At 69.5% G+C, this 18491-nt stretch carries 17 protein-coding genes; 7 read left to right on the top strand and 10 right to left on the bottom strand.

The genetic code is table 11. The features are described 5' to 3' along the window. Positions 1 to 146: 146 nt before the first annotated feature. Together AC3DE2_RS15410 and AC3DE2_RS15405 are read right to left on the bottom strand one after the other, a co-directional pair. Positions 147 to 1253, bottom strand: coding sequence for a WD40/YVTN/BNR-like repeat-containing protein (locus AC3DE2_RS15410; protein WP_488426929.1), 1107 nt, complete (start codon positions 1251 to 1253; stop codon positions 147 to 149). A gap of 1 nt (position 1254) precedes the next feature. Continuing rightward, positions 1255 to 1548, bottom strand: coding sequence for a MoaD/ThiS family protein (locus AC3DE2_RS15405; protein ID WP_295376640.1), 294 nt, complete (start codon positions 1546 to 1548; stop codon positions 1255 to 1257). Positions 1549 to 1966: 418 nt separating this feature from the next. Between AC3DE2_RS15405 and AC3DE2_RS15400 the strand changes: the two genes are divergently transcribed. Both AC3DE2_RS15400 and AC3DE2_RS15395 read left to right on the top strand, forming a co-directional pair. Then, positions 1967 to 4633 carry a bifunctional diguanylate cyclase/phosphodiesterase gene (locus AC3DE2_RS15400; protein ID WP_488426928.1) on the top strand — a complete coding sequence of 889 codons (2667 nt, stop codon included), beginning with the start codon at positions 1967 to 1969 and terminating at the stop codon, positions 4631 to 4633. A 56-nt stretch (positions 4634 to 4689) separates the two neighbouring features. Beyond that, positions 4690 to 5325, top strand: coding sequence for a cation efflux transmembrane domain-containing protein (locus AC3DE2_RS15395; protein ID WP_488426927.1), 636 nt, complete (start codon positions 4690 to 4692; stop codon positions 5323 to 5325). Here AC3DE2_RS15395 and AC3DE2_RS15390 read toward each other — a convergent pair. The 6 genes from AC3DE2_RS15390 to AC3DE2_RS15365 form a co-directional block, all read right to left on the bottom strand. Continuing rightward, positions 5322 to 5777 carry a nuclear transport factor 2 family protein gene (locus AC3DE2_RS15390; protein ID WP_488426926.1) on the bottom strand — a complete coding sequence of 152 codons (456 nt, stop codon included), beginning with the start codon at positions 5775 to 5777 and terminating at the stop codon, positions 5322 to 5324. The genes AC3DE2_RS15395 and AC3DE2_RS15390 overlap by 4 nt on opposite strands. Before the next feature lie 40 nt (positions 5778 to 5817). After that, entirely contained in the window at positions 5818 to 6792 is a 975-nt protein-coding gene (locus tag AC3DE2_RS15385; protein WP_488426925.1) for a DMT family transporter, read from the bottom strand. A 77-nt stretch (positions 6793 to 6869) separates the two neighbouring features. Next, positions 6870 to 7694, bottom strand: coding sequence for an AraC family ligand binding domain-containing protein (locus tag AC3DE2_RS15380; protein ID WP_488426924.1), 825 nt, complete (start codon positions 7692 to 7694; stop codon positions 6870 to 6872). Positions 7695 to 7937: 243 nt separating this feature from the next. Continuing rightward, the gene (locus AC3DE2_RS15375; RefSeq protein ID WP_295376626.1) at positions 7938 to 8330 is read right to left on the bottom strand and encodes a SpoIIAA family protein; all 393 of its coding nucleotides are present in this window, start codon (positions 8328 to 8330) and stop codon (positions 7938 to 7940) included. Between the two features lie 74 nt (positions 8331 to 8404). After that, positions 8405 to 8905 carry a hypothetical protein gene (locus AC3DE2_RS15370; RefSeq protein WP_295376623.1) on the bottom strand — a complete coding sequence of 167 codons (501 nt, stop codon included), beginning with the start codon at positions 8903 to 8905 and terminating at the stop codon, positions 8405 to 8407. Positions 8906 to 9012: 107 nt separating this feature from the next. After that, positions 9013 to 9714: a GNAT family N-acetyltransferase gene (locus tag AC3DE2_RS15365; protein ID WP_488426923.1), complete on the bottom strand. Its 702-nt coding sequence runs from the start codon at positions 9712 to 9714 to the stop codon at positions 9013 to 9015. 276 nt (positions 9715 to 9990) lie between these two features. Here AC3DE2_RS15365 and AC3DE2_RS15360 point away from each other — a divergent pair, with 276 nt between their 5' ends. Further along, positions 9991 to 10344 (top strand): DUF1428 domain-containing protein, encoded by a 354-nt coding sequence (locus AC3DE2_RS15360; RefSeq protein WP_488426922.1) that lies wholly within the window; start codon positions 9991 to 9993, stop codon positions 10342 to 10344. A 110-nt stretch (positions 10345 to 10454) separates the two neighbouring features. Here the strand turns inward: AC3DE2_RS15360 and AC3DE2_RS15355 are convergent, their stop codons facing one another. Both AC3DE2_RS15355 and AC3DE2_RS15350 read right to left on the bottom strand, forming a co-directional pair. Then, positions 10455 to 12656, bottom strand: coding sequence for an amylo-alpha-1,6-glucosidase (locus AC3DE2_RS15355; protein ID WP_488426921.1), 2202 nt, complete (start codon positions 12654 to 12656; stop codon positions 10455 to 10457). Between the two features lie 584 nt (positions 12657 to 13240). Next, a complete protein-coding gene (locus AC3DE2_RS15350) occupies positions 13241 to 13774 on the bottom strand; it encodes a YybH family protein (RefSeq protein WP_488426920.1) in 534 nt (177 codons plus the stop codon). A gap of 58 nt (positions 13775 to 13832) precedes the next feature. Here AC3DE2_RS15350 and AC3DE2_RS15345 point away from each other — a divergent pair, with 58 nt between their 5' ends. The 4 genes from AC3DE2_RS15345 to hutI are packed head-to-tail and all read left to right on the top strand — an operon-like array spanning position 13833 to position 18433. Next, a complete protein-coding gene (locus AC3DE2_RS15345) occupies positions 13833 to 15116 on the top strand; it encodes an alkaline phosphatase family protein (RefSeq protein ID WP_488426919.1) in 1284 nt (427 codons plus the stop codon). A 49-nt stretch (positions 15117 to 15165) separates the two neighbouring features. Beyond that, positions 15166 to 16674: an AlkA N-terminal domain-containing protein gene (locus AC3DE2_RS15340; RefSeq protein ID WP_488426918.1), complete on the top strand. Its 1509-nt coding sequence runs from the start codon at positions 15166 to 15168 to the stop codon at positions 16672 to 16674. Further along, positions 16671 to 17177, top strand: coding sequence for a methylated-DNA--[protein]-cysteine S-methyltransferase (locus AC3DE2_RS15335; protein ID WP_488426917.1), 507 nt, complete (start codon positions 16671 to 16673; stop codon positions 17175 to 17177). Before AC3DE2_RS15340 ends, AC3DE2_RS15335 begins: the two co-directional genes overlap by 4 nt. A gap of 26 nt (positions 17178 to 17203) precedes the next feature. After that, entirely contained in the window at positions 17204 to 18433 is a 1230-nt protein-coding gene (hutI, locus tag AC3DE2_RS15330; RefSeq protein WP_488426916.1) for an imidazolonepropionase, read from the top strand. The last annotated feature ends 58 nt before the right edge of the window (positions 18434 to 18491 follow it).

Genomic DNA, 18491 nt, shown 5'->3' with positions numbered 1-18491 from the left:
ACGGGCAATCGCGGGAACGTGGAGACGGACCGCTAGTCTAGGGCCCGGCGCCCGCCGGGGACCGAATCGGTGGTGAATGCGGCCTCGACCGGTTCAGCTGCGAAGCACGCCGCGGCCGTTTCCGACGGCGTCGCTTCCCGCGCCGATCAGGCGAAAGTCAGCGCATGGATGGGAGGCAGCCTGGCCGCCAGCGGCCGCCAGTGATCGCCCTGATCATCGCTGGTCCACAGTCCACCGGTGGTCGACCCGAACGCCAGCCGGTCACCACTGGCATCCACCGCCAGGCCATGCCGGTAGACCAGATCGTAGGCCTGCCCCTGCGGCAGTCCGGCGCGCAGCGTTTCGAAACTGCGGCCGCCATCGCGGGTCCGCGCGACCACCAGTTGCGCATCCACCGGATAGCGCTTCTCGTCCTTCACCGCCGGGACGAACCAGGCCGTGTCCGCGTCGCTTGGATGCACCGCCACCGCGAAACCGAACACGGAGGGCGGTACGTCGGTGATCTCGTGCCAGTCGCCGCCACCGGCGGTGCTGCGGAACACGCCGTTGTGGTGCTGGACCCAGAACACATCCGGCGCGCCGCGCGCCTGCACCAGGCGATGCACGTCCTGGATGTTGGGATCGCCCTGCTGCCCTTCGGGCATGTAGCGCGCAATCATGCCCTGCGCGGTCTGCGTCCAGTTTTCACCGGCATCGTCGCTGCGCCATACGCCGCCGCTGGAAATGGCCACCTGCAGGCGGCGTGGATCACGCGGATCGACGCAGACCGAATGGATGCCGGGATGATCATAGCCGCCGCCGAACCATTGCTGCCGCTCGGGGCGATCCCACAGTCCGCGCACGAGTTGCCAGTTGCTTCCGTGATCGTCGGAACGGAACAGGCCACCGGGAATCGTGCCCGCCCACAACCGGCCCGGCTCGTCGGCGCCGCCGGCTTCCAGCGACCAGATCAGGCGCAACGCCGCCGGTTGCGCGGGCTTGCCGTCGCCCGGGATGACCTGATCGCCTTCGGCATAGGCCGGCACGCCCACTTCTTCCCAGTGCCGGCCCTGATCGCCGGAGCGATGCAGCTTGGCGCCGAAGTGGCCCAGGTCCAGCGCGGCATACCAGTTGCCATCGCGCGGATCGGCCAGCGCCAGGGCGACGTTGTCGCCTAGGAACGCGGTATCGGTGATTCGCCATTCACCGCCGCGGCCGTCACGCCCCAGCATGAACAGTCCCTTGCGCGAAGACACCAGCAATCGATCCGACATGTCAGCCTCCCGACAGCGCCTGCATCACGTAAAGTTCGGCATCCGCGTCCACCGGTTGGCCAAGATCGCGCTTGTCGCGCAGGCATTGGCCGTCGATGAAGATCGCGACGTGGTGGCGTACCGCGCCGTGCTCGTCGAGCACGTAGCCACGCAGGGAAGGATGCCGCGCGAATACCGCCTGCAACAGTTCGTCCACGTTGCCGCCGGCCAGCTGCATGCTCAGCTCGCCGCCGGAATGTCCCTCGGTGGATGGCAACCAGCGCGCCAGCGCCGGCGCCAGCACGACCCTGGCCATTGCGGATTCCCATGCCCGGACAGCGGCGGAGGATAACTCCCCGCACGCGGCACTGCATGGCGCGGCGCCGCGAGAACAGCGGGTTGCCCCAGGGATGCCGGACGCGAAAGCCGGATTCGCTGCATTGCAGCAACGTCTATACGGCGTTCCTACTTGCCACGATGCTGAACAGGACCAACCCCGCCTGCGACGGGTTTACACTCGCGCCAGCCGCTCAAGAAGCGATCGCCCGCGCCGATACCGGACCAGACGTGTCCGCTGAGGGAGACCCCATGGGGCCCAGCCAAACGGCCTGCCATCGGGGAAACCGCGGGCCCGGGGTCGACAGCCGCATCCACCCGCTCCACACTGGCTTCGCGCGTGCGCGAATGGCCGGGTGTCCCGGAGTACGCGTAATTCCGATGGACAGGTGGATGCCGTGATCGCATCGTCATCCCGCCCGTCGTCGGCGACGGTGCCTCCGCCTGCGGAACATTCGCGACGCGACACCGGCCCCTGGCGCTGGGCATTGGCCGTTTTGCTGGCGGGACTGGCCTTCACCGCCTGGCTGGCCATGGGCGAATGGCGGGATCTGAACGAACGCGCGGATGCGCAGCGGAAGAATCTCGCCCAGGCCGCGGTCCGCCAGTTGCGCGCGCCGTTGCAGACCGTCGCGTCCGAACTGCGCGCCATGCAGACCGTGTTCCTGGCCAATGATCGGATGGATCAGATCCGCTTCACCCAGGTTACCGAGAACCTGCAGCGCCAGCGTATCGGCCCGGCGCGCGTGGCGACCGCCTTCGCGCAGCGCATCGAGGGCGGTGCCAGCGGGCAGTCGGCCTACCGCTACCAGTTCATCACGCCGTTCCGTGGCAACGAGGTGCTGCTGGGGCTGAACATCGCCAGCCAGCACGAGAACCTGCTGGCGCTGGAACGCGCCCGTGACAGCAACAGCGTGGTGCTTTCCGCGCCCTTCGTCCTGCGCCAGTCGGCGCCCGGCAACCGCCAGCGGCTTGGGGTGACGGTGCGCCTGCCGGTGTATTCCGACGGCCCGGAACCGGTGGGCGTGACCGCGCGGCGCGCGCGCGCGATCGGCGCGCTGGCGGTCAGCCTGCGGCTGGAACCGCTGGTGCGCGACGCCCTGCGGGGACCGGTGCTGGACATGTTCCAGGCCAGCATCCGCGATCTCGACGCGGCCGATGCGTCGCCGTTCTTCGATTCCGCGGGCCGTGCCGAGGCCGGCGCGAGGCTCTACCGCGAGCAACTTGAATTCGGCGGCCGGCGCTGGGAACTGCGCCTGTGGCCGCGTCCGGTCGCTCCGGACAGCGAACGCCTGAAGGTGATCCTGACCGCCGGCCCGGTGATCAGCCTGTTGCTGGCCGCGCTGCTGTGGTCGCTGGCCACCACCCGCCAGCGCGCGATCGCGCTGGGCCACGAAATGAGTTCGCTGTACCGGCAGAGCGAAGCCCAGTTCCGCGCGCTCAACGAACTGCTGCCGGCGCTGGTGCTGCTGTCCGATGGCGATGGCCGCATCCTGTATGCCAACCAGGCCGCGCGGCAGCGCCTGGGCGACGTGGTCTCGGCGGGCGTGCCGTTGACCGCGCTGTTCGCCGATCCCGCCTTCCGCGAACGGGTACGCCAACCGGCGCGGACCGGCGACTACTGGGGCAACGTGGAAGCGCTGCTGATCGGCCTGGGCGGCGAGTTCTGGGCGAACGCGTCGATCGCGCGGGTCGAGATGGAAGACGAACCCCGCCTGCTGATGGTCGCCACCGACATCTCCGAACAGCGCGAGCTGACCGAACGGCTGAGCTACCAGGCCACCCACGATGCGCTGACCGAACTGTGCAACCGGCGCGAATTCGAACGCCGGATCGAACAGGCCCTGGCCGAACGGCGCCGCGGCGGCCGGTCCTGCGCGTTGCTGTACATCGATCTCGATCAGTTCAAGCTGATCAACGACGTGTCCGGCCACACCGCCGGTGATCAGTTGCTGGCGCAACTGGCGCTGGCGATGCGGATGCAACTGCGCGGCGACGACCTGCTAGCGCGCCTGGGCGGCGACGAGTTCGGCCTGCTCGCCTTCGACGTCGACACCGCCAGCGCGCGCATCCTGGCCGAGCGCCTGCGCACCGGCATCGAATCGCAGATGTTCGTCTGGCAGGAGCGCACCTACACGGTCAGCGCCAGCATCGGCGTGGTGGTGGTGGACCAGGACAATCCCACCCTGAAGGATCTGCTGTCCTGGGCCGACACCGCCTGCTACGTGGCCAAGGAAAACGGGCGCAACCGCATCCACGTCTACAGCGACGACGACGAGGCCACCCGCCGCTACGGCGAGATGGAATGGGCCAACCGGTTGCGCTGGGCGATGGAGGAACAGCGCCTGCTGCTGGACTACCAGGAGATCGTGCCGCTGGACGGCCGTCGCGAGGAAGGCGCGCGGGTGGAACTGCTGCTACGCCTGCGCGACGAGGACGGCCGCATCGTCATGCCCGGCGCGTTCCTGCCGGCGGCCGAGCGCTACGGCCTGATGCCGATGGTGGACCGCTGGGTGATCCGCGCCGCGCTCACCCATTTCGGCCAGCTGCACGCCGACGGCCGTCCCTTGCAGCAGTGCGCGATCAATCTCTCCGGCGCCAGCATCGAGGACGAGGATCTGGCCGACTTCATCCTCGCCCTGATTGCCGAGTACCGGGTGCCGCCCTCGAAACTGTGCTTCGAGATCACCGAGACGGTGGCGGTACGCAACCTGCTCAAGGTGGTGCAGGTGATCGAGCGCCTGCGCAAGGCCGGCTGCCGGATCGCGCTGGATGATTTCGGTGCCGGCATGTCCTCGTTCGGCTACCTCAAGAACCTGCCGGTGGACGTGATCAAGATCGACGGCAGTTTCATCCGCGATCTGGAAACCGACGCGATGAGCCGGACCATCGTCAGCGCCATCGCCCAGATCGGCCACCAGCGCGGCCTGAGCGTGGTGGCCGAATGGGTGGGCAACGCCGGCATGATCGCCACCCTGACCGGGCTGGGGGTCGACTTCGGCCAGGGCATGGCGTTGCATCGCCCGGAGCGGGTGCTGTTCCAGCGCCAGCGCCAGGCGGCCTGATCGCGGCGGCGCTAGAATTGCCTGGTCTCCCGCGCGTCTTCCAGGTGCCTTCCGACATGTCCGATTCCTGCTGTGGCTGTGGCAAGGCGATCGATGTCGCCGCGCTCGAGGCGCGCCAGCGGCGGGTGCTGTCGATCGTGCTGGCGATCAATGCCGCCACCTTCCTGCTGATGATCGCGGCGGCCTGGTACAGCCATTCGACCTCGCTGCTGTCGGGCAGCCTGGACAACCTCGGTGATGCCGCCACCTACGCGCTGAGCCTGATGGTGGTCGGCGCCAGCACGCGCGCCAAGGCGCGGGTCGCCCTGTTCAAGGGCCTGCTGATCCTGGCCGCGGCCGTCGCGGTGGCGGCGCAAATCGGCTGGCGCCTGGCCCATCCGGCGGTGCCGGTGTTCGAGACCATGGGCGTGATCGGCCTGCTCAACCTCGGCGCCAACCTGATCTGCCTGCGCCTGCTGACGCCCTACCGTTCCGGCGACGTGAACCTCGCTTCGGCCTGGGAATGCTCGCGCAACGACGTGTACGAAGGATTGGCGGTGCTGCTCGCCGCCGCCGGCGTGTGGCTGTTCGGCGCCGGCTGGCCGGACCTGCTGGTGGGCGCCGCGCTGTTGTTGCTGTTCCTGCGTTCGGCCTGGCGGGTGCTGTCCAGCGCGTGGTCGGCCAGGCGCGACACCGCGCCGGGGCATGCCTAGGGTTTGCCAGGCAAGCGGCTGGCATGGCTCGCCGCCAGCTTCCAGCCTTCCGGATACCGGATCCAGGTATCGGTGAAGCGGAAGTCGGCGGTGAACGCCTGTCCCTGCGCTTCTCCTTCGATGTGGGTCACCCCGGTGACGATCGCCGCGTCGCCATGCAAGCGGATGTGCTGTTCCTGGTTGCGGAACACGCGATAACGCGGCTCCCGGCTCGCTACTTCCACCAGGTTGGCCGCGCGATCGGTGACCACGCCACGCGAATCAACGAGCGTGAATCCTGGATCCAGATGGCGCTCCAGCGCCTTCGTGTCGGCCTCCTCGAAAGCCCGGCACAACGCGGCCTCCACCGCCAGGATGTCGCGTCGATCCTCGGTTTCACCGGCCCGCGCACACGGCGCCAGCAGCAGGCCCCCCCACAGCACGCCCACCGTTTTCCACGCTGCCTGTCGCATCGCACCGCCCTCCACCGGGTTTGCCGGCGATGGTAGCGCGCTACAGCCCGTGCCCCTCTTCCATGCGGATGACCGGCTCCGGCTTCACCCGCACCGCCCACAGCACGCCGGCGATCAGCAGGCCGATGCCCAGCAGGGTCAGCGGTCGCGGCATCTGCCCGCGCAGCATGAAGGCGTAGGCCAGCGCGGCCAGGGTCTCGAACACGATCAACTGCCCGGCCAGCGCGGTCGGCAGGCGCTGGCTGGCCTGGTTCCAGCACAGCGTGCCCAGCCACGAGGCGAACAGGCCGATCGCCACCATCAGGGCGATGAAGAACTCCGGGCGCGGTCCCAGCGGCATCGGGAAATCCGCGCCACGCAGCGTCATCACGCCCCACAGCACCGCATAGCCGAGCAGCGCCAGCGGCAGGATCGCCACGCCCTGCGCGGTCGCCCAGGCGCGCGGACTGCGGTCCGGATGCGCGCGCAGCCAGTCGGCGTTGCGCAGCGGATACCAGGTCCAGCAAGCCACCGCGATCAGCGCCAGCGCCGCACCGCTGGCATAGCGCCACGGATCGGCCTGCGGGTCATCGCGCAGCGCCTGCAGTTCCACCTGGTTGACGCAGGCGATGCCCAGCGCGATCAGCAACAGCGATGGCGCCAGCTTGCGCCAGGGCAGATGCCCGTCGCGATGGCCGTTGCGCAGGTTGGCGCTGATCGCGATCACCACCGGCAAGGTGCCGATGATCATGGTCGGCACCGGCGCGCCGGCACGCTGGATGGCGCTGGCCAGGCAGAAGTAATAGAGCAGGTTGCCGATCGCGGCGAGCTTGAGCGCCTCACGCCAGTCGGCACCGCGCAGCCGGCGCAGTTCGGCGCGATCGAAAGCGGCCAGCGGCAGCGCGATCAGGCCGAACGCCAGGTAGCGGCCCACCGATTGCAGGGCGGCCGGGTATTCCGGCAGCAGCAGCGGCCCCACGAACACCAGGCCCCACATCAGCCCGGCCGCCAGCGCGTACAGCGTTCCCACCCACATCGGATCGTTCGTCCCGGTCGAAAGAGGCCGACTCTAGGCGTCGGCCGCGGCGCCGTCTTGCACCAGATTGCGCCGGCTCAGCCGCGCACCTGGCGCTGGTAGCGCGCCGGGGTGACGCCGTAGCGGCGGGCGAACGCGCGGGTCAGGTGGGCCTGGTCGGCCATGCCGGTGGCGGCGGCCACGTCGGCGGGCGCTTCTCCCGCACCCAGCCTGCGCTTGGCCTCGTGCACGCGCAGCGCCATCAGCATCTGCTGCGGGGTGACGTGGTACTGGTCGCGGAACCGGCGCAGGAAATGGAACGGGCTGAGCCCGGCGACGGCGGCGAGCGATTCCAGGGTCACCCGCTCGCCCAGGTGCGCGTGCAGGTAGTCGATGACCCCGGAAAAGCGTGCGGGCCGCTCCATCGCGGCGGGCCGCCCGACCCGTGCGTGATCGCGCAGGGTATCCAGCAGTCGCAGCAGCAGGCTGTCGATGGCCAATGGCTCGGTGGCCGACCAGAGCGCATCCAGCAGCACGGTGACCCGCGCCGCGCGGTTGGCGTCCTGGCGCACCGCATCGGCGAACCACCAACCGGTTTCGCCGGTCACCTCCTCCAGCGCCGTGCGATCCAGGTAGATCATCCGGTAGCGCCAGCCGTCCTCGGTTTCCGCGCGCCCGGTATGCAGCGTTTCCGGATTCATCAGCACCAGCGATCCGGCCGCGGCCAGGTGATCCGCGCCGGCATAGCGGAAGCGCTCGGCGCCGGACTCGATGGCGCCCAGTCCGAACGCCTCGTGGGTATGCGGTTCGAAGGCGTGGCGGACGATGTGCGCGCGATACAGTTCCACGCCCGCGCGGTGTGGCGGGTGGCGGAACTGGGCCGCGTCGCGGGTGGATTCGAATTGTTCCGGCACGCCTTGCATCGGCCCATCATGCCACCGGTCGGCTTCCCCCGCCGCCGCTGGCCTGCCCCCTCCCTCCGCCGCGTTGGTGCGCGTACAGGGACCACGGAACAGGCCGGGAAAGCCCCACGGATCCGGCACGGGAAATTCGATGAAAACCTTTTATGTCCGCTCGCTGCACTGGCTCGCGATGCTGGGGTTCCTGCTGCTCGGCGCGGCGGTCAGCGCCAGTGTCGGTGCGCTGCTGGGCTGAATCCCCCGGGTTCACGCGGGATCGTTGCTTTCCGGTTCGACCTCGGCCACCCACGCCAGCGCCTGCCCGGCTTCGGCCGGTTCGAAGGCGCGCACTTCCGTGGCCGGCAGCAGGTGGCCGGCCAGTTCGGAGATCCGGCCCAGCCATTGCTTGTCGGTCACCACCGCCGCGCGCGCGAAGCGCGAGTACTCGCCCAGTTTCTGCACCGCGTAGCGCAGGTCCTTGGCCATCGCCTCGGCGCTGATGCCGGTCATGCCGCCGAGATCGGTGAAGATGCCGATGCGCCGGTATTCGTGCAGGCGGGCCTCGATCTCGGCGATGCAGCGGTCGTAGTCCTCGCCGCTGAGCTGGCCGCTGAAGCGGAATGCCGCCACCTGGGGCGGCGCGGGGATGCCTTCGATCATGCAGGTTCTCCGGGGAGGTGCCTGCGGTCATCGTCCGCGCGGTGATGTCGCGGAAACGTCAAGGACGCGGCAGTTCAGTCGATCCGATAGACACGCGCCTTCGGCGTGTCCTCCTCGACCTGCAGGAACCAGCGGCCGGCCACGCCCGGCACCACCACGATCTCCGGGGATTCCAGCGGCCGCGACAGCTTCATCCTGCCTTTCAGCACCTTCCACTGCTGGCCGTTGTCCAGTTCGAACACGGTGCCCGGCTCCCAGCCGGCCACGGTGCCTTTCAGGCGCGCATGGATGGGCTCGTCGTTCAGGCCGATGAGGGAGCCTTCGTCGCGCGGACGCGCCGGTGGCTGGCTGCGGGCGATCACCTCGGCGCGCTCCTGCGCGCGTGCCTCGACCTGTTCACCGAGCAGGCGGTTGAGCAGTTCCAGTTGCGCCGGCGTGAGTTGATCCAGCCCGGTGTCACGCATCTGTTCGGGCGTGAGCCGCTGCTCGATGTTCACGTGCGGCGCCTGTTGCGCGAAAACCGCCGGCGTCCATGCCATCACCAGTCCCGCCAACACCCAAGCCTTGATCTTCATGCGTCCGCCCTTGCCCGGCGCGTCCGGCATGGGCGCGCTTTACGGTTTCATGAAGATCCTGCTGCGATGAAATGACAGGAACATGACAATCGCTGGCCTGGGCAGCATCACGCGCGCCGCAGCGACCAGAACCCGATATCGCGGCGATGCCGGAAACCCAGCCGCTCGTACAGGCCGAGCGCGCGCGGATTCTCGTGGCTGACGTGCAGGAACGGCAGCGCGCCGCGCGCAAGGGTGTCATTGGCGAGCATGGCGGTGAGCCGGCCCGCATGGCCGCGGCCGTTGAAGTCCGGATGGGTGCAGATGGCGCTCATCTCGCGACACTCGCCGGTGCCCAGGCGCTCGCCGATCATCGCGGCCAGGCGACCGTCCTGGTAGATGCCGAAGTAGCACCCCATGTCCATGGTCCGCTCGCGGAAGTAGTGCGGATACACCAGCGCGGTCAGCGCCAGCACATCGGCGCGGTGCGCTTCACCCAACGGCAGTATCTCCGGGCCATCGGCCACCGGCAGCGGGGCCGTGCGGATCATCTGCGCCAGCGGCCTGAAGGCCTCCAGCCGCCATCCGGGCGGCGGCTCCGGCGCCACCCCAATCAGGTAGACCGCTTCGCCCGGCGCGACCAGCGCTTCCAGTCCTCCGGCCACTTCATCATGCGCGGCGGGCACTCCCAGGAAGGGAGCGTACTCGGCCGGATAGCGGCTCACCGCGCCGGCATGTCGTCCGATGTCGCGATGCAGGCTTTGCAGCGAGGACCAGAACGGATTGTCGAGTGCGTCGCCGACGCGCTGTTCAAGGGCGTGCGTGTTCATCGTGGTGATTCCGCGTTCGCGGCGATGCACCATGACGCACCCCCGGCCTTCGTCCATATTACCGGCAGGGCCGGCGGCGAAACCGCGAGGCCCGCGTCGGCGGGAGCGACGGCCCCGTCTTCAGGCGCCTCCTGCCGAACCCTGCGTGCCGATCGGCGATGGGCTGCCTGAACAGGGTTTCGGCCCCTGTCGATTTCCGCCCTGCCCGTTCGTCGAACCCGGGAAGGCCCGCGTTGCGGACCTTTCATTCCCACCCCAGACCGCAGGAGAACCACCATGTCCTACATCGACGGTTTCGTCATTGCCGTGCCGAATGCCAACAAGGAAAAGTTCATCGCCCATGCCCGGGAGTTCGATCCGATTTTCATGGAGCTCGGCGCCATCCGCGTCGTCGAATGCTGGGGCGACGACGTTCCCGTGGGCGAGGTCACCGATTTCCGCCGCTCGGTCAAGGCCACCGACGACGAGAGCGTGGTGTTCTCCTGGATCGAATGGCCGGACAAGGCCACCCGCGACATCGGCATGAAGAAGATGATGGAGGATCCGCGCATGGATGCCGCCAACCCCATGCCTTTCGATGGCAAGCGGATGATCTTCGGTGGCTTCGCGCCGGTCGTGGATCTGAAGTAGTCCGGCCCTCGCCTGGATTCAGGGCGGAGGGCGGAGCCTGCTCCGCTGCTCCGCCACATGGCGGCGCCGCTTGGATCCGCGCTGCGGGACGGGCCGCTCGACGCCTCGGCTCAGGGCGTGCCCAGTCGGGTTCTACCGGCGCCCACCTGGTGTTCGATCACCAGCGGCGCGGCGTCCCCGCCGCCGCGCTGCTCCCAGATCAGCAGGAAGGGCGCGCCGCGATTCTCGATCTCCAGGTCCACGCGATCCGCGTGCCTGCGCCAGCGGAGATCGATGCGGCCCTCGCCCAGCCGGACATTGTCGACATCCAGGTGATTCCACCCGGCGGGCGGTTGCGGCGCGAACCGCAACCGCTTCGCCCGCGCATCCGCGTCCAGGCCGAGCATGCCGTGGATGGCGGCCGACAGGAACGCCGCCGAGGACCAGGTCTGTTCCGGCACCGATTCGCGCTGCGGCCCCGGCCGATCGCCGCGCATGACTTCATGCATGTGCCCGGGTGAGTCCGCGTCCGCCCACGACACCAGACTGCGCCACAGCGCCGCGGCCTGCTCCGCCCGGCCTTCGCGCCACAGGGTCTCCGCCGCCATCGCGGTGCCCAGGCCCCAGACGCTGCCGCGCGAATAGGCTTCGGGATCGTAGTCCGCCGCCGTGTCCGGCCGGCTGCGCAGTCCCCACGCGGTGAGATAGGCCGGACTGGACAGCTGCCGCAGCGTGGCTTCGGCCTCGGACCCGGTCGCCGCCCCGGAACGGATCGCCGCCAGATCGGCGGGTGACGTGCTTTCACCGGCCTTGCCGGCGTGGGTGAAGCCGCTGATCCAGCGCTGGCCGGCCTCGTCGCGATAACGCGCGCGCAGGCTCTGGCGCGCACGCCCGGCGGCCTCGCCGGCCTCGCGTGCCAGTTCCGCGTCCCCCTGCGCCTTTGCCAGCCGCGACATCGCCGATGCGGCCTCGACCCAGGCCGCCGACAGGGTCAGCTCGTCGGTCAGGCGATCCTGTTCGTTCGCGCTCATCTTGTCCGCCGGCACGCGCGGCAGCCCATCGCCCGGATCCAGCGTGGACACGCAATAGCGATAGGCCTTGAGGATGGCCGGCCAATGCCGGCGCAGGAAGGCATGATCGCCGCTGGCGTGCAGGTACTCGCCCAGCACGCTGATGAAATCGAAAGCGATGTCCACGTGTACGTACATGTATGGATAGTCGCCGGCCCAGTCCAGGAAACCCGCGCTCTGCGACATCTCGTGCCAGATCATCCCGTTGTCCGGATGCTGGTAGCGCAGGATGAAAGCCAGTTCCTCCGCCGCGCGCTCGAAGCGGCCTTCGTGGATCAGCGCGCGCGTGCCAACCAGTCCGTCACCGGCGAAGTACCACGCGTACTGTGGCCGGCGTGCGCCATGCGAAGGCCCGTATCCGGCCACCAGCCCGCAGCCCAGCCGCGCATTGCAGGTCCAGGCCTGCTCCAGCGCGATCTGCGCCCATCGCAGCGCGCGATTGGCGGCCGCATCCGGGGTGGTGATGCGCAGTTGCCCGGCGGGCCGGAAGCGCGCGGCATCCTCTTCGCCCGGAGCGTGCCGCAACGCGGCCACGGTGGCATGCACGTCCTCGTCCCGCTCGCTCTGGCCGGCGAACACCAGTTCGGCGCAGCGCCGTGCGCCACAGGGTTGTGGCGCCAGTTGCAGGAACAGCGGCAGGCCGAACTCGCTGCCGCGCCGATCGTTGTTCGGTTCGGAGTGCGCCGTGGCCTGCGGCGAAGCCACCAGCGCACGGAATTGCCTGCGGGGCTCGCCGACGAGAAATCCCTTCGCCTGCGCATCCCACGCCAGCTCCTGTCCCCCGACCGCCGCCGGCCACATCAGGTTGAGCGACGGGCGGAAACGCGCGCGCAGGTCGACCGGCTTTCCTTCCACCTGGTAGCGGATGATGACGCCAGGATGCCGGCCGCGCGTCTCGATGCGCTCGCGCACCGTGAAACCGGGGCCGGCATAGTGGCGGGTCGCTCCCAGCGGATCCACGTCCGCCGATGCCAGGTACGCCAGGGCGTCTTCGCTCCGGCCATCGATGACGAAGACGAGGCGATAGTCCAATGCCAGTTGCAACGGAAACGTCCATATCTCCAGCCCGTCCTCCGAGTAGCCGCCCGCGAATGCGCGCAGGCCATGCGCGGACACGTAGCGGTTCTCCTTTGGCTGTCCGATCGACCAGACGGGCAGCGCATCCGCGCCGGGTTGCGATTGCGCGGAGAATGCCGGCAGGGTCGGCAATGACAGGAAGCATCCGACCAGGAAACACCTGGCACGGATAGGCCAATGGCGCATGGAGGACCTCTTGGGAGAGAGACGCGTCCGGCGTGGGAGAAACTCCTGGCATCCAGCCTAGGTCATCGTCCCGCGTCGGCAAAACCGCAGTGCAGCATCGTTGCGCCTGCAACGAACGCAGCGTGGCAGACCCGCGCGATGACGTCCCGACGATTCACCCTGTTCCTCGCGTTCGTGCTGTGCGGCGTGCCGATGGCCGCACTTGCGACGCCAACGCGCATCCTGATCCCGGCAAGACCGCCGGCGGCCGGCATGCATCCATTCCCATGGCAGTGGAGATGCCGCGCGATTTCGCCCGCCCAAACTCACCGCGAGCGGATGCCGGCGAGGATGCCGCGGTGTTCTCGCCGGATCGGCTGCGGCCCTGTCGCGGGTGGTCTTCGTCAACACCACCGGCGATATCCTGGATGCCGAACAGCAGCAGGCGCTGGAGACCTTCATCCGCGCGGGCGGCGGTTGTCACCCGACGGGATCTGTCACCACCGGCCTGGGTCACGATGCCGCGCCGCATGCGGATCCGGTTTTCCTGCGCCGTCCCGGTCGTGGCCTGCGCCACGCGACTGGCCAGGCCGCGGGACGCCGGGTCAGGCCGCCGGGCAGGTATCGCGCCGACCGGCCTCGAACGCCTTCGCACCGGCCTCGTCGATCGGGGTCGGGCGGATGCCATCGTCGAAGATCACCCGCCACTGGCCGTCGGCATCCTGCTGCCAGACCGAACCAAAGCGTCCCAGCCGGAAGCTGCCGTCCGTCGGGTTCCGGTACAGCGCCGGGCCGCTGGAATACGCGGTCCGGCCATCGCCGCCCACCGACACCCGCTCCGGGTACCAGCGCAGTTCCAGCGCCTTGCCTTCGATCAGCGGCGTCCAGTCGGCCACGATGGCGGTGCGGCCGCGGGTCGGCTGGTGACCGACCCCGAACACCGCGTCGGCGTGGAGGAAGCCGGCGAAGGCGGCAGCGTCATGCCGGGCCAGGGCGTCGGCGAATCCCAGCTCCCGCGCCCACACCGCGCAGCGCGCCTCGTCCGCCGAAGCCGCGGCGGGTGGAGGCTCGGCGGCGGGGACGCCCGCCGCAATGACCGCCAGCAGCGGCAGGCACGAAAGCCGTAGACCCGTTGTCATGCGAAGTTCTCCGAAACCTGCCAAGCTCTGCGGCATTCCATTCCCTTTCCGTCCTTCCATGCGCCTGCCATTCGTCAGGGCCGCGTGGCTGGCCGCCGCACTGCTGCTGTCGGCCGGCTGCGCGACCCGCGCTCCGCACCCTGTCTCCGCTCCTTCCCAAGAACCGGCCACCCTGCTGCTGATCTCGCTCGACGGGGTCCGCGCCGAGTACCTGCAACGCGGCATCACCCCGAACCTCGCCCGGCTGGCCCGGGAGGGCGTGCGCGCCGAGTGGATGAATCCGTCCTACCCCTCGCTGACCTTCCCCAACCACTACACCCTGGTCACCGGCCTGCGTCCGGATCACCACGGCATCATCAGCAACACGATGACCGACGAGCACCTGGGCAATTTTTCGCTCAGCGATCGCGAGGCGGTCGGCGATGCGCGCTGGTGGAGCGGCGAACCGATCTGGGTGGGCGCCGAGAAGGCCGGCCTGCACACCGCGACCATGTTCTGGCCGGGCTCCGAGGCCGCCGTGCAGGGCGTCCGCCCCACCCAGTGGTTCCCGTTCGACAAAGCCTTCGCCATCGACGACCGCGTGCGCCAGGTGCAGGCGTGGCTGGATCTTCCCGCCGCCGAACGCCCGCGCCTGATCACCCTGTACTTCGAACATGTCGACACCGCGGGCCATGACAGCGGTCCGGCCTCGTCCAATGTCGAAGACACCCTGAAGGCGCTCGACGCCGCCATCGGCCAGCTCGTCGATGGCATCGACGCCCGTGGCGAACGCGGTCGCGTGAACCTCATCGTGGTGTCCGATCACGGCATGGCCGCGACCTCGCCCGAACGCGTGATGACCATCGAGGATCGGGTATCGCCGGACGATGCGCAGGCCGTCACCGTCGGCCAGGTGGTCGGTTTCAATCCCCGCCCCGGGCGCGAGGCCGCCGCCGAGCGGCAGTTGCTCGGCCGTCGCGATCACGCCGAATGCTGGCGCAAGCAGGACATGCCGGCGCGCTGGCACTACGGCACCCATCCGCGCGTGCCGGCGATCGTCTGCCAGGCCGACGAAGGCTGGCTGCTGGTGAAGCGCGAGGCGGTCGAGCGCTGGCGCCGCAACGGCTGGAAGGGCGGCGGTTCGCACGGTTACGACCCGGCCGCGCCGTCGATGCGGGCAATCTTCCTGGCGCGCGGGCCGGCGTTCCGGCAGGGCGTCAGCGTGCCCGGCTTCGACAATGTGGACGTGTATCCGCTGCTGGCGCGCCTGCTGGGCATCGCGCCCGCGCCGAACGACGGCAATCCGCGGACCCTGCTGCCGATCCTGAACCCCGCGGAGGCCGCTTCGTCGCCGTCCCATTGATGTCCGAAAACGGTGAGTCGGTGGCCGGGCGCGGTGCTAGCCTGCTCCCATGTCCACCGCTCCCCACCCCGCCGGCCTGCCCGATCACCGCGTCTGCGAGCAGGCGCGGCTGAGCCGGGACGCCCGCTTCGACGGCCTGTTCTTCACCGCCGTCACCAGCACCCGCATCTATTGCCGGCCGGTCTGCCCGGCGCCGGCGCCGAAGCCGGTCAACGTCACCTACTACCCGAACGCCGCCGCCGCGGAAGCCGATGGTTTCCGCCCCTGCCTGCGCTGCCGGCCCGAACTCTCGCCCGGCGACGGCGCGTGGCGGCGCGGCGACGAAACCGTCGCGCGCGCGCTGAAGCTGATCGATCAGGGCGCGCTGGCCGAACGCCCGCTGGCGGATCTCGCGGATACGCTCGGACTGGGTGAACGCCAGCTGCGGCGACTGTTCAACGACCGGCTCGGCGCCAGTCCGATCGGCGTGCACGGCACCCGCCGGCTGCTGTTCGCCAAACAGTTGCTCACCGAGACGCGCCTGCCGATCACCCAGGTCGCGCTGGCCGCCGGCTTCGGCAGCCTGACCCGCTTCAACACCAGCTTCCGCGAGGCGTACCGGATGGCGCCGCGCGATCTGCGCAAGCGCGACGTGGCGGTGGACGATGGCGGCGTGGCCCTGCGGCTCGGCTACCGGCCTCCGTACGATTTCGAAGCGATGCTGGATTTCCTGCGCGGCCGCGCCCTGCCCGGCGTCGAATACGTCGACGCGGACAGCTATGCACGGGTCATCGGCAGCGTGGACGCGCCCGGCTGGCTGCGGGTCGGCCGCTGGAGCGACCAGCCCGGTGATCACGCGCTGCGGCTGGAACTGCACGGCGCCGCGCCCGCGCAATTGCTGTCCATCGTCAGCCGGATCCGCCGCATGTTCGATCTCGACGCGGATCCGCAGGCGATCGCAGGCGCGCTGGGCGCCGATCCGCGCCTGCGCCCGCTGCTGCGCAAGCGGCCCGGCTTGCGCCTGCCCAGCGGCTGGGACGGTTTCGAGATCGCGGTGCGCGCGGTCATCGGCCAGCAGGTCAGCGTGGCCGCCGCGCGCACGCTCACCGCACGCCTGGCGCAGCAGCATGGCACGCCGCTGCCGACGCCGTTCGGCCCCGGCCTCGCGCACCTGTTCCCGACCGCCGAGGCGCTGGTCGATGTCGATCTGACCCGCATCGGCTTGACCCGCGCACGCGCCGCCACCGTCAGCGCGATGGCGCGCGCCTTGCTGGACGGCCGCGTGGATTTCCGCGGCGAGCGCACCCTGGAGGATTTCACCGCGCGCTGGGTCGCGCTGCCCGGCATCGGGCCGTGGACCGCGAACTACATGGCCATGCGCGCACTGGGCCATCCCGATGCCTTCCCCGCCGACGATCTGGTCCTGCAGAAGGCCGTGCCCACCGATGGCAGCCGCATGACCGCCAAGGTACTCACCGCGCGCGCCGAAGCCTGGCGCCCGTGGCGAGCCTATGCGGTGATCCAGTTGTGGCGCGACAGCATGCCCGCTCCCAAACCCATGCCCTCTTCCAAACCATGAACACTCCCCTGCGTTATCGCCACATCGACAGCCCGGTCGGTCCACTGCTGCTGGTGGCCGACGAGGACGCGCTGCGCGTGATCGAATTCGACAACCCGCGCCATCCGTACAAGCGCTCGCCGGAATGGCAGCCGGGCGACAACGCGGTGATACGCGAAGCCGCGCGCCAGCTGGCCCAGTACTTCCGTGGCGAGCGCCGCGAGTTCGACCTTCCGCTCGCCCCGCAGGGGACCGATTTCCAGCGCACCGTGTGGCATACCCTCGCCGATATCCCCTACGGGGAAACCATCAGCTACGCCGAACTCGCCCGGCGCGTGGACAAGCCGACCGCCACCCGCGCGGTCGGCGCGGCCAATGGTCGCAATCCGCTGCCGATCATATTGCCCTGTCATCGCGTGATCGGCGCCGACGGCAGCCTGACCGGATTCGGCGGCGGCCTGCCAACCAAGCACTACCTGCTGACGCTGGAAGGTGCATTGTCAGGCGATGATCTGTTCGGCTGAAGGCTGCGCCGTTCTAGAATGGCCGCATGACCGCCTCATCCCTGCCTGCCGACGGCGTCCTGCTGGACGCGAACCTGATCACATTGAATGGCGATGCCGGTTACGGCGTCATCGAACATGGCGTGCTGGCCTGGCGCGATGGCGTGCTGGACTTTGTCGGCACCCGCGCGGACTGGGATCGCCACGATGCGGACGATGCCCGCCCACTGGCGCGCGCCGAAGGCCGGTGGATCACGCCCGGCCTGGTCGACAGTCACACGCATACGGTGTTTGCCGGCGATCGCGCCGGTGAATTCGAGCAGCGCCTGCAGGGCGTGAGCTATGAGGACATCGCGCGGGCCGGCGGCGGCATCGTCTCCACCGTGCGCGCCACCCGTGCCGCCAGCGAGGATGAACTGCTCGCGCAGTCGCTGCCGCGCGCGCGCGCGCTGCTGGGCGATGGCGTGACCACCCTGGAAATCAAGTCCGGCTATGGGCTGGATCTGGCCAACGAACGCAAGATGCTGCGGGTCGCGCGCCGGATCGGTGAAACACTGGGCATCACCGTACGCACCACCTTCCTGGGTGCGCACGCGCTGCCGCCGGAATACAGCGGGCGGGCCGACGCCTACATTGATGCGGTCTGCGAGTGGCTGCCGGAGCTGCATGCCGAGGGATTGGTCGATGCGGTGGATGCGTTCTGCGAACGCATCGCCTTCGATGCCGCGCAGACGCGTCGCGTGTTCGAGGCCGCGCGCGCGCTCGGCCTGCCGGTCAAGCTGCATGCGGATCAGCTCAGCGATGGCCATGGCGCGGCATTGGTCGCCGAGTTCGACGGCCTCTCCGCGGACCATGTCGAGTACACCTCCGAGGACAGCGTGCGCGCGATGGCCGCGCACGGCACCGTGGCGGTGCTGCTCCCCGGCGCCTTCCACGTGCTGCGCGAAACCAGGCTGCCTCCGCTGGACGCGTTCCGCTGCCATCGCGTGCCGATGGCGGTCGCCACCGACTGCAACCCCGGTACCGCCCCGCTGCAGTCGCTGCGACTGGCGATGTCGCTGGCCTGCACCCATTTCCGCCTGACGCCGGAGGAAGCGTTGCGCGGCGCCACCGTGCAGGGCGCACGCGCGCTGGGACTGGCCGATCGCGGCGTCCTGGCGGTGGGGCGGCGTGCGGATTTCGTGCTCTGGAACATCGCCCAGCCGGCGCAGCTGAGTTACTGGCTGGGGGGCGATCTGGTGACCGGCGTCTACGCCGGCGGCCACCGGGTGCGCTGAAAGACTTTTGCGGTATCGTCGTGCGCGCGGGTGAGGGCCATCACCCCTGGCGCGGCCT

Source organism: Pseudoxanthomonas sp. 68-E7, from assembly GCF_057773145.1.
The sequence above is the reverse complement of the archived record's forward strand: the minus strand, read 5'-3'. Positions and strand labels throughout refer to the sequence as shown.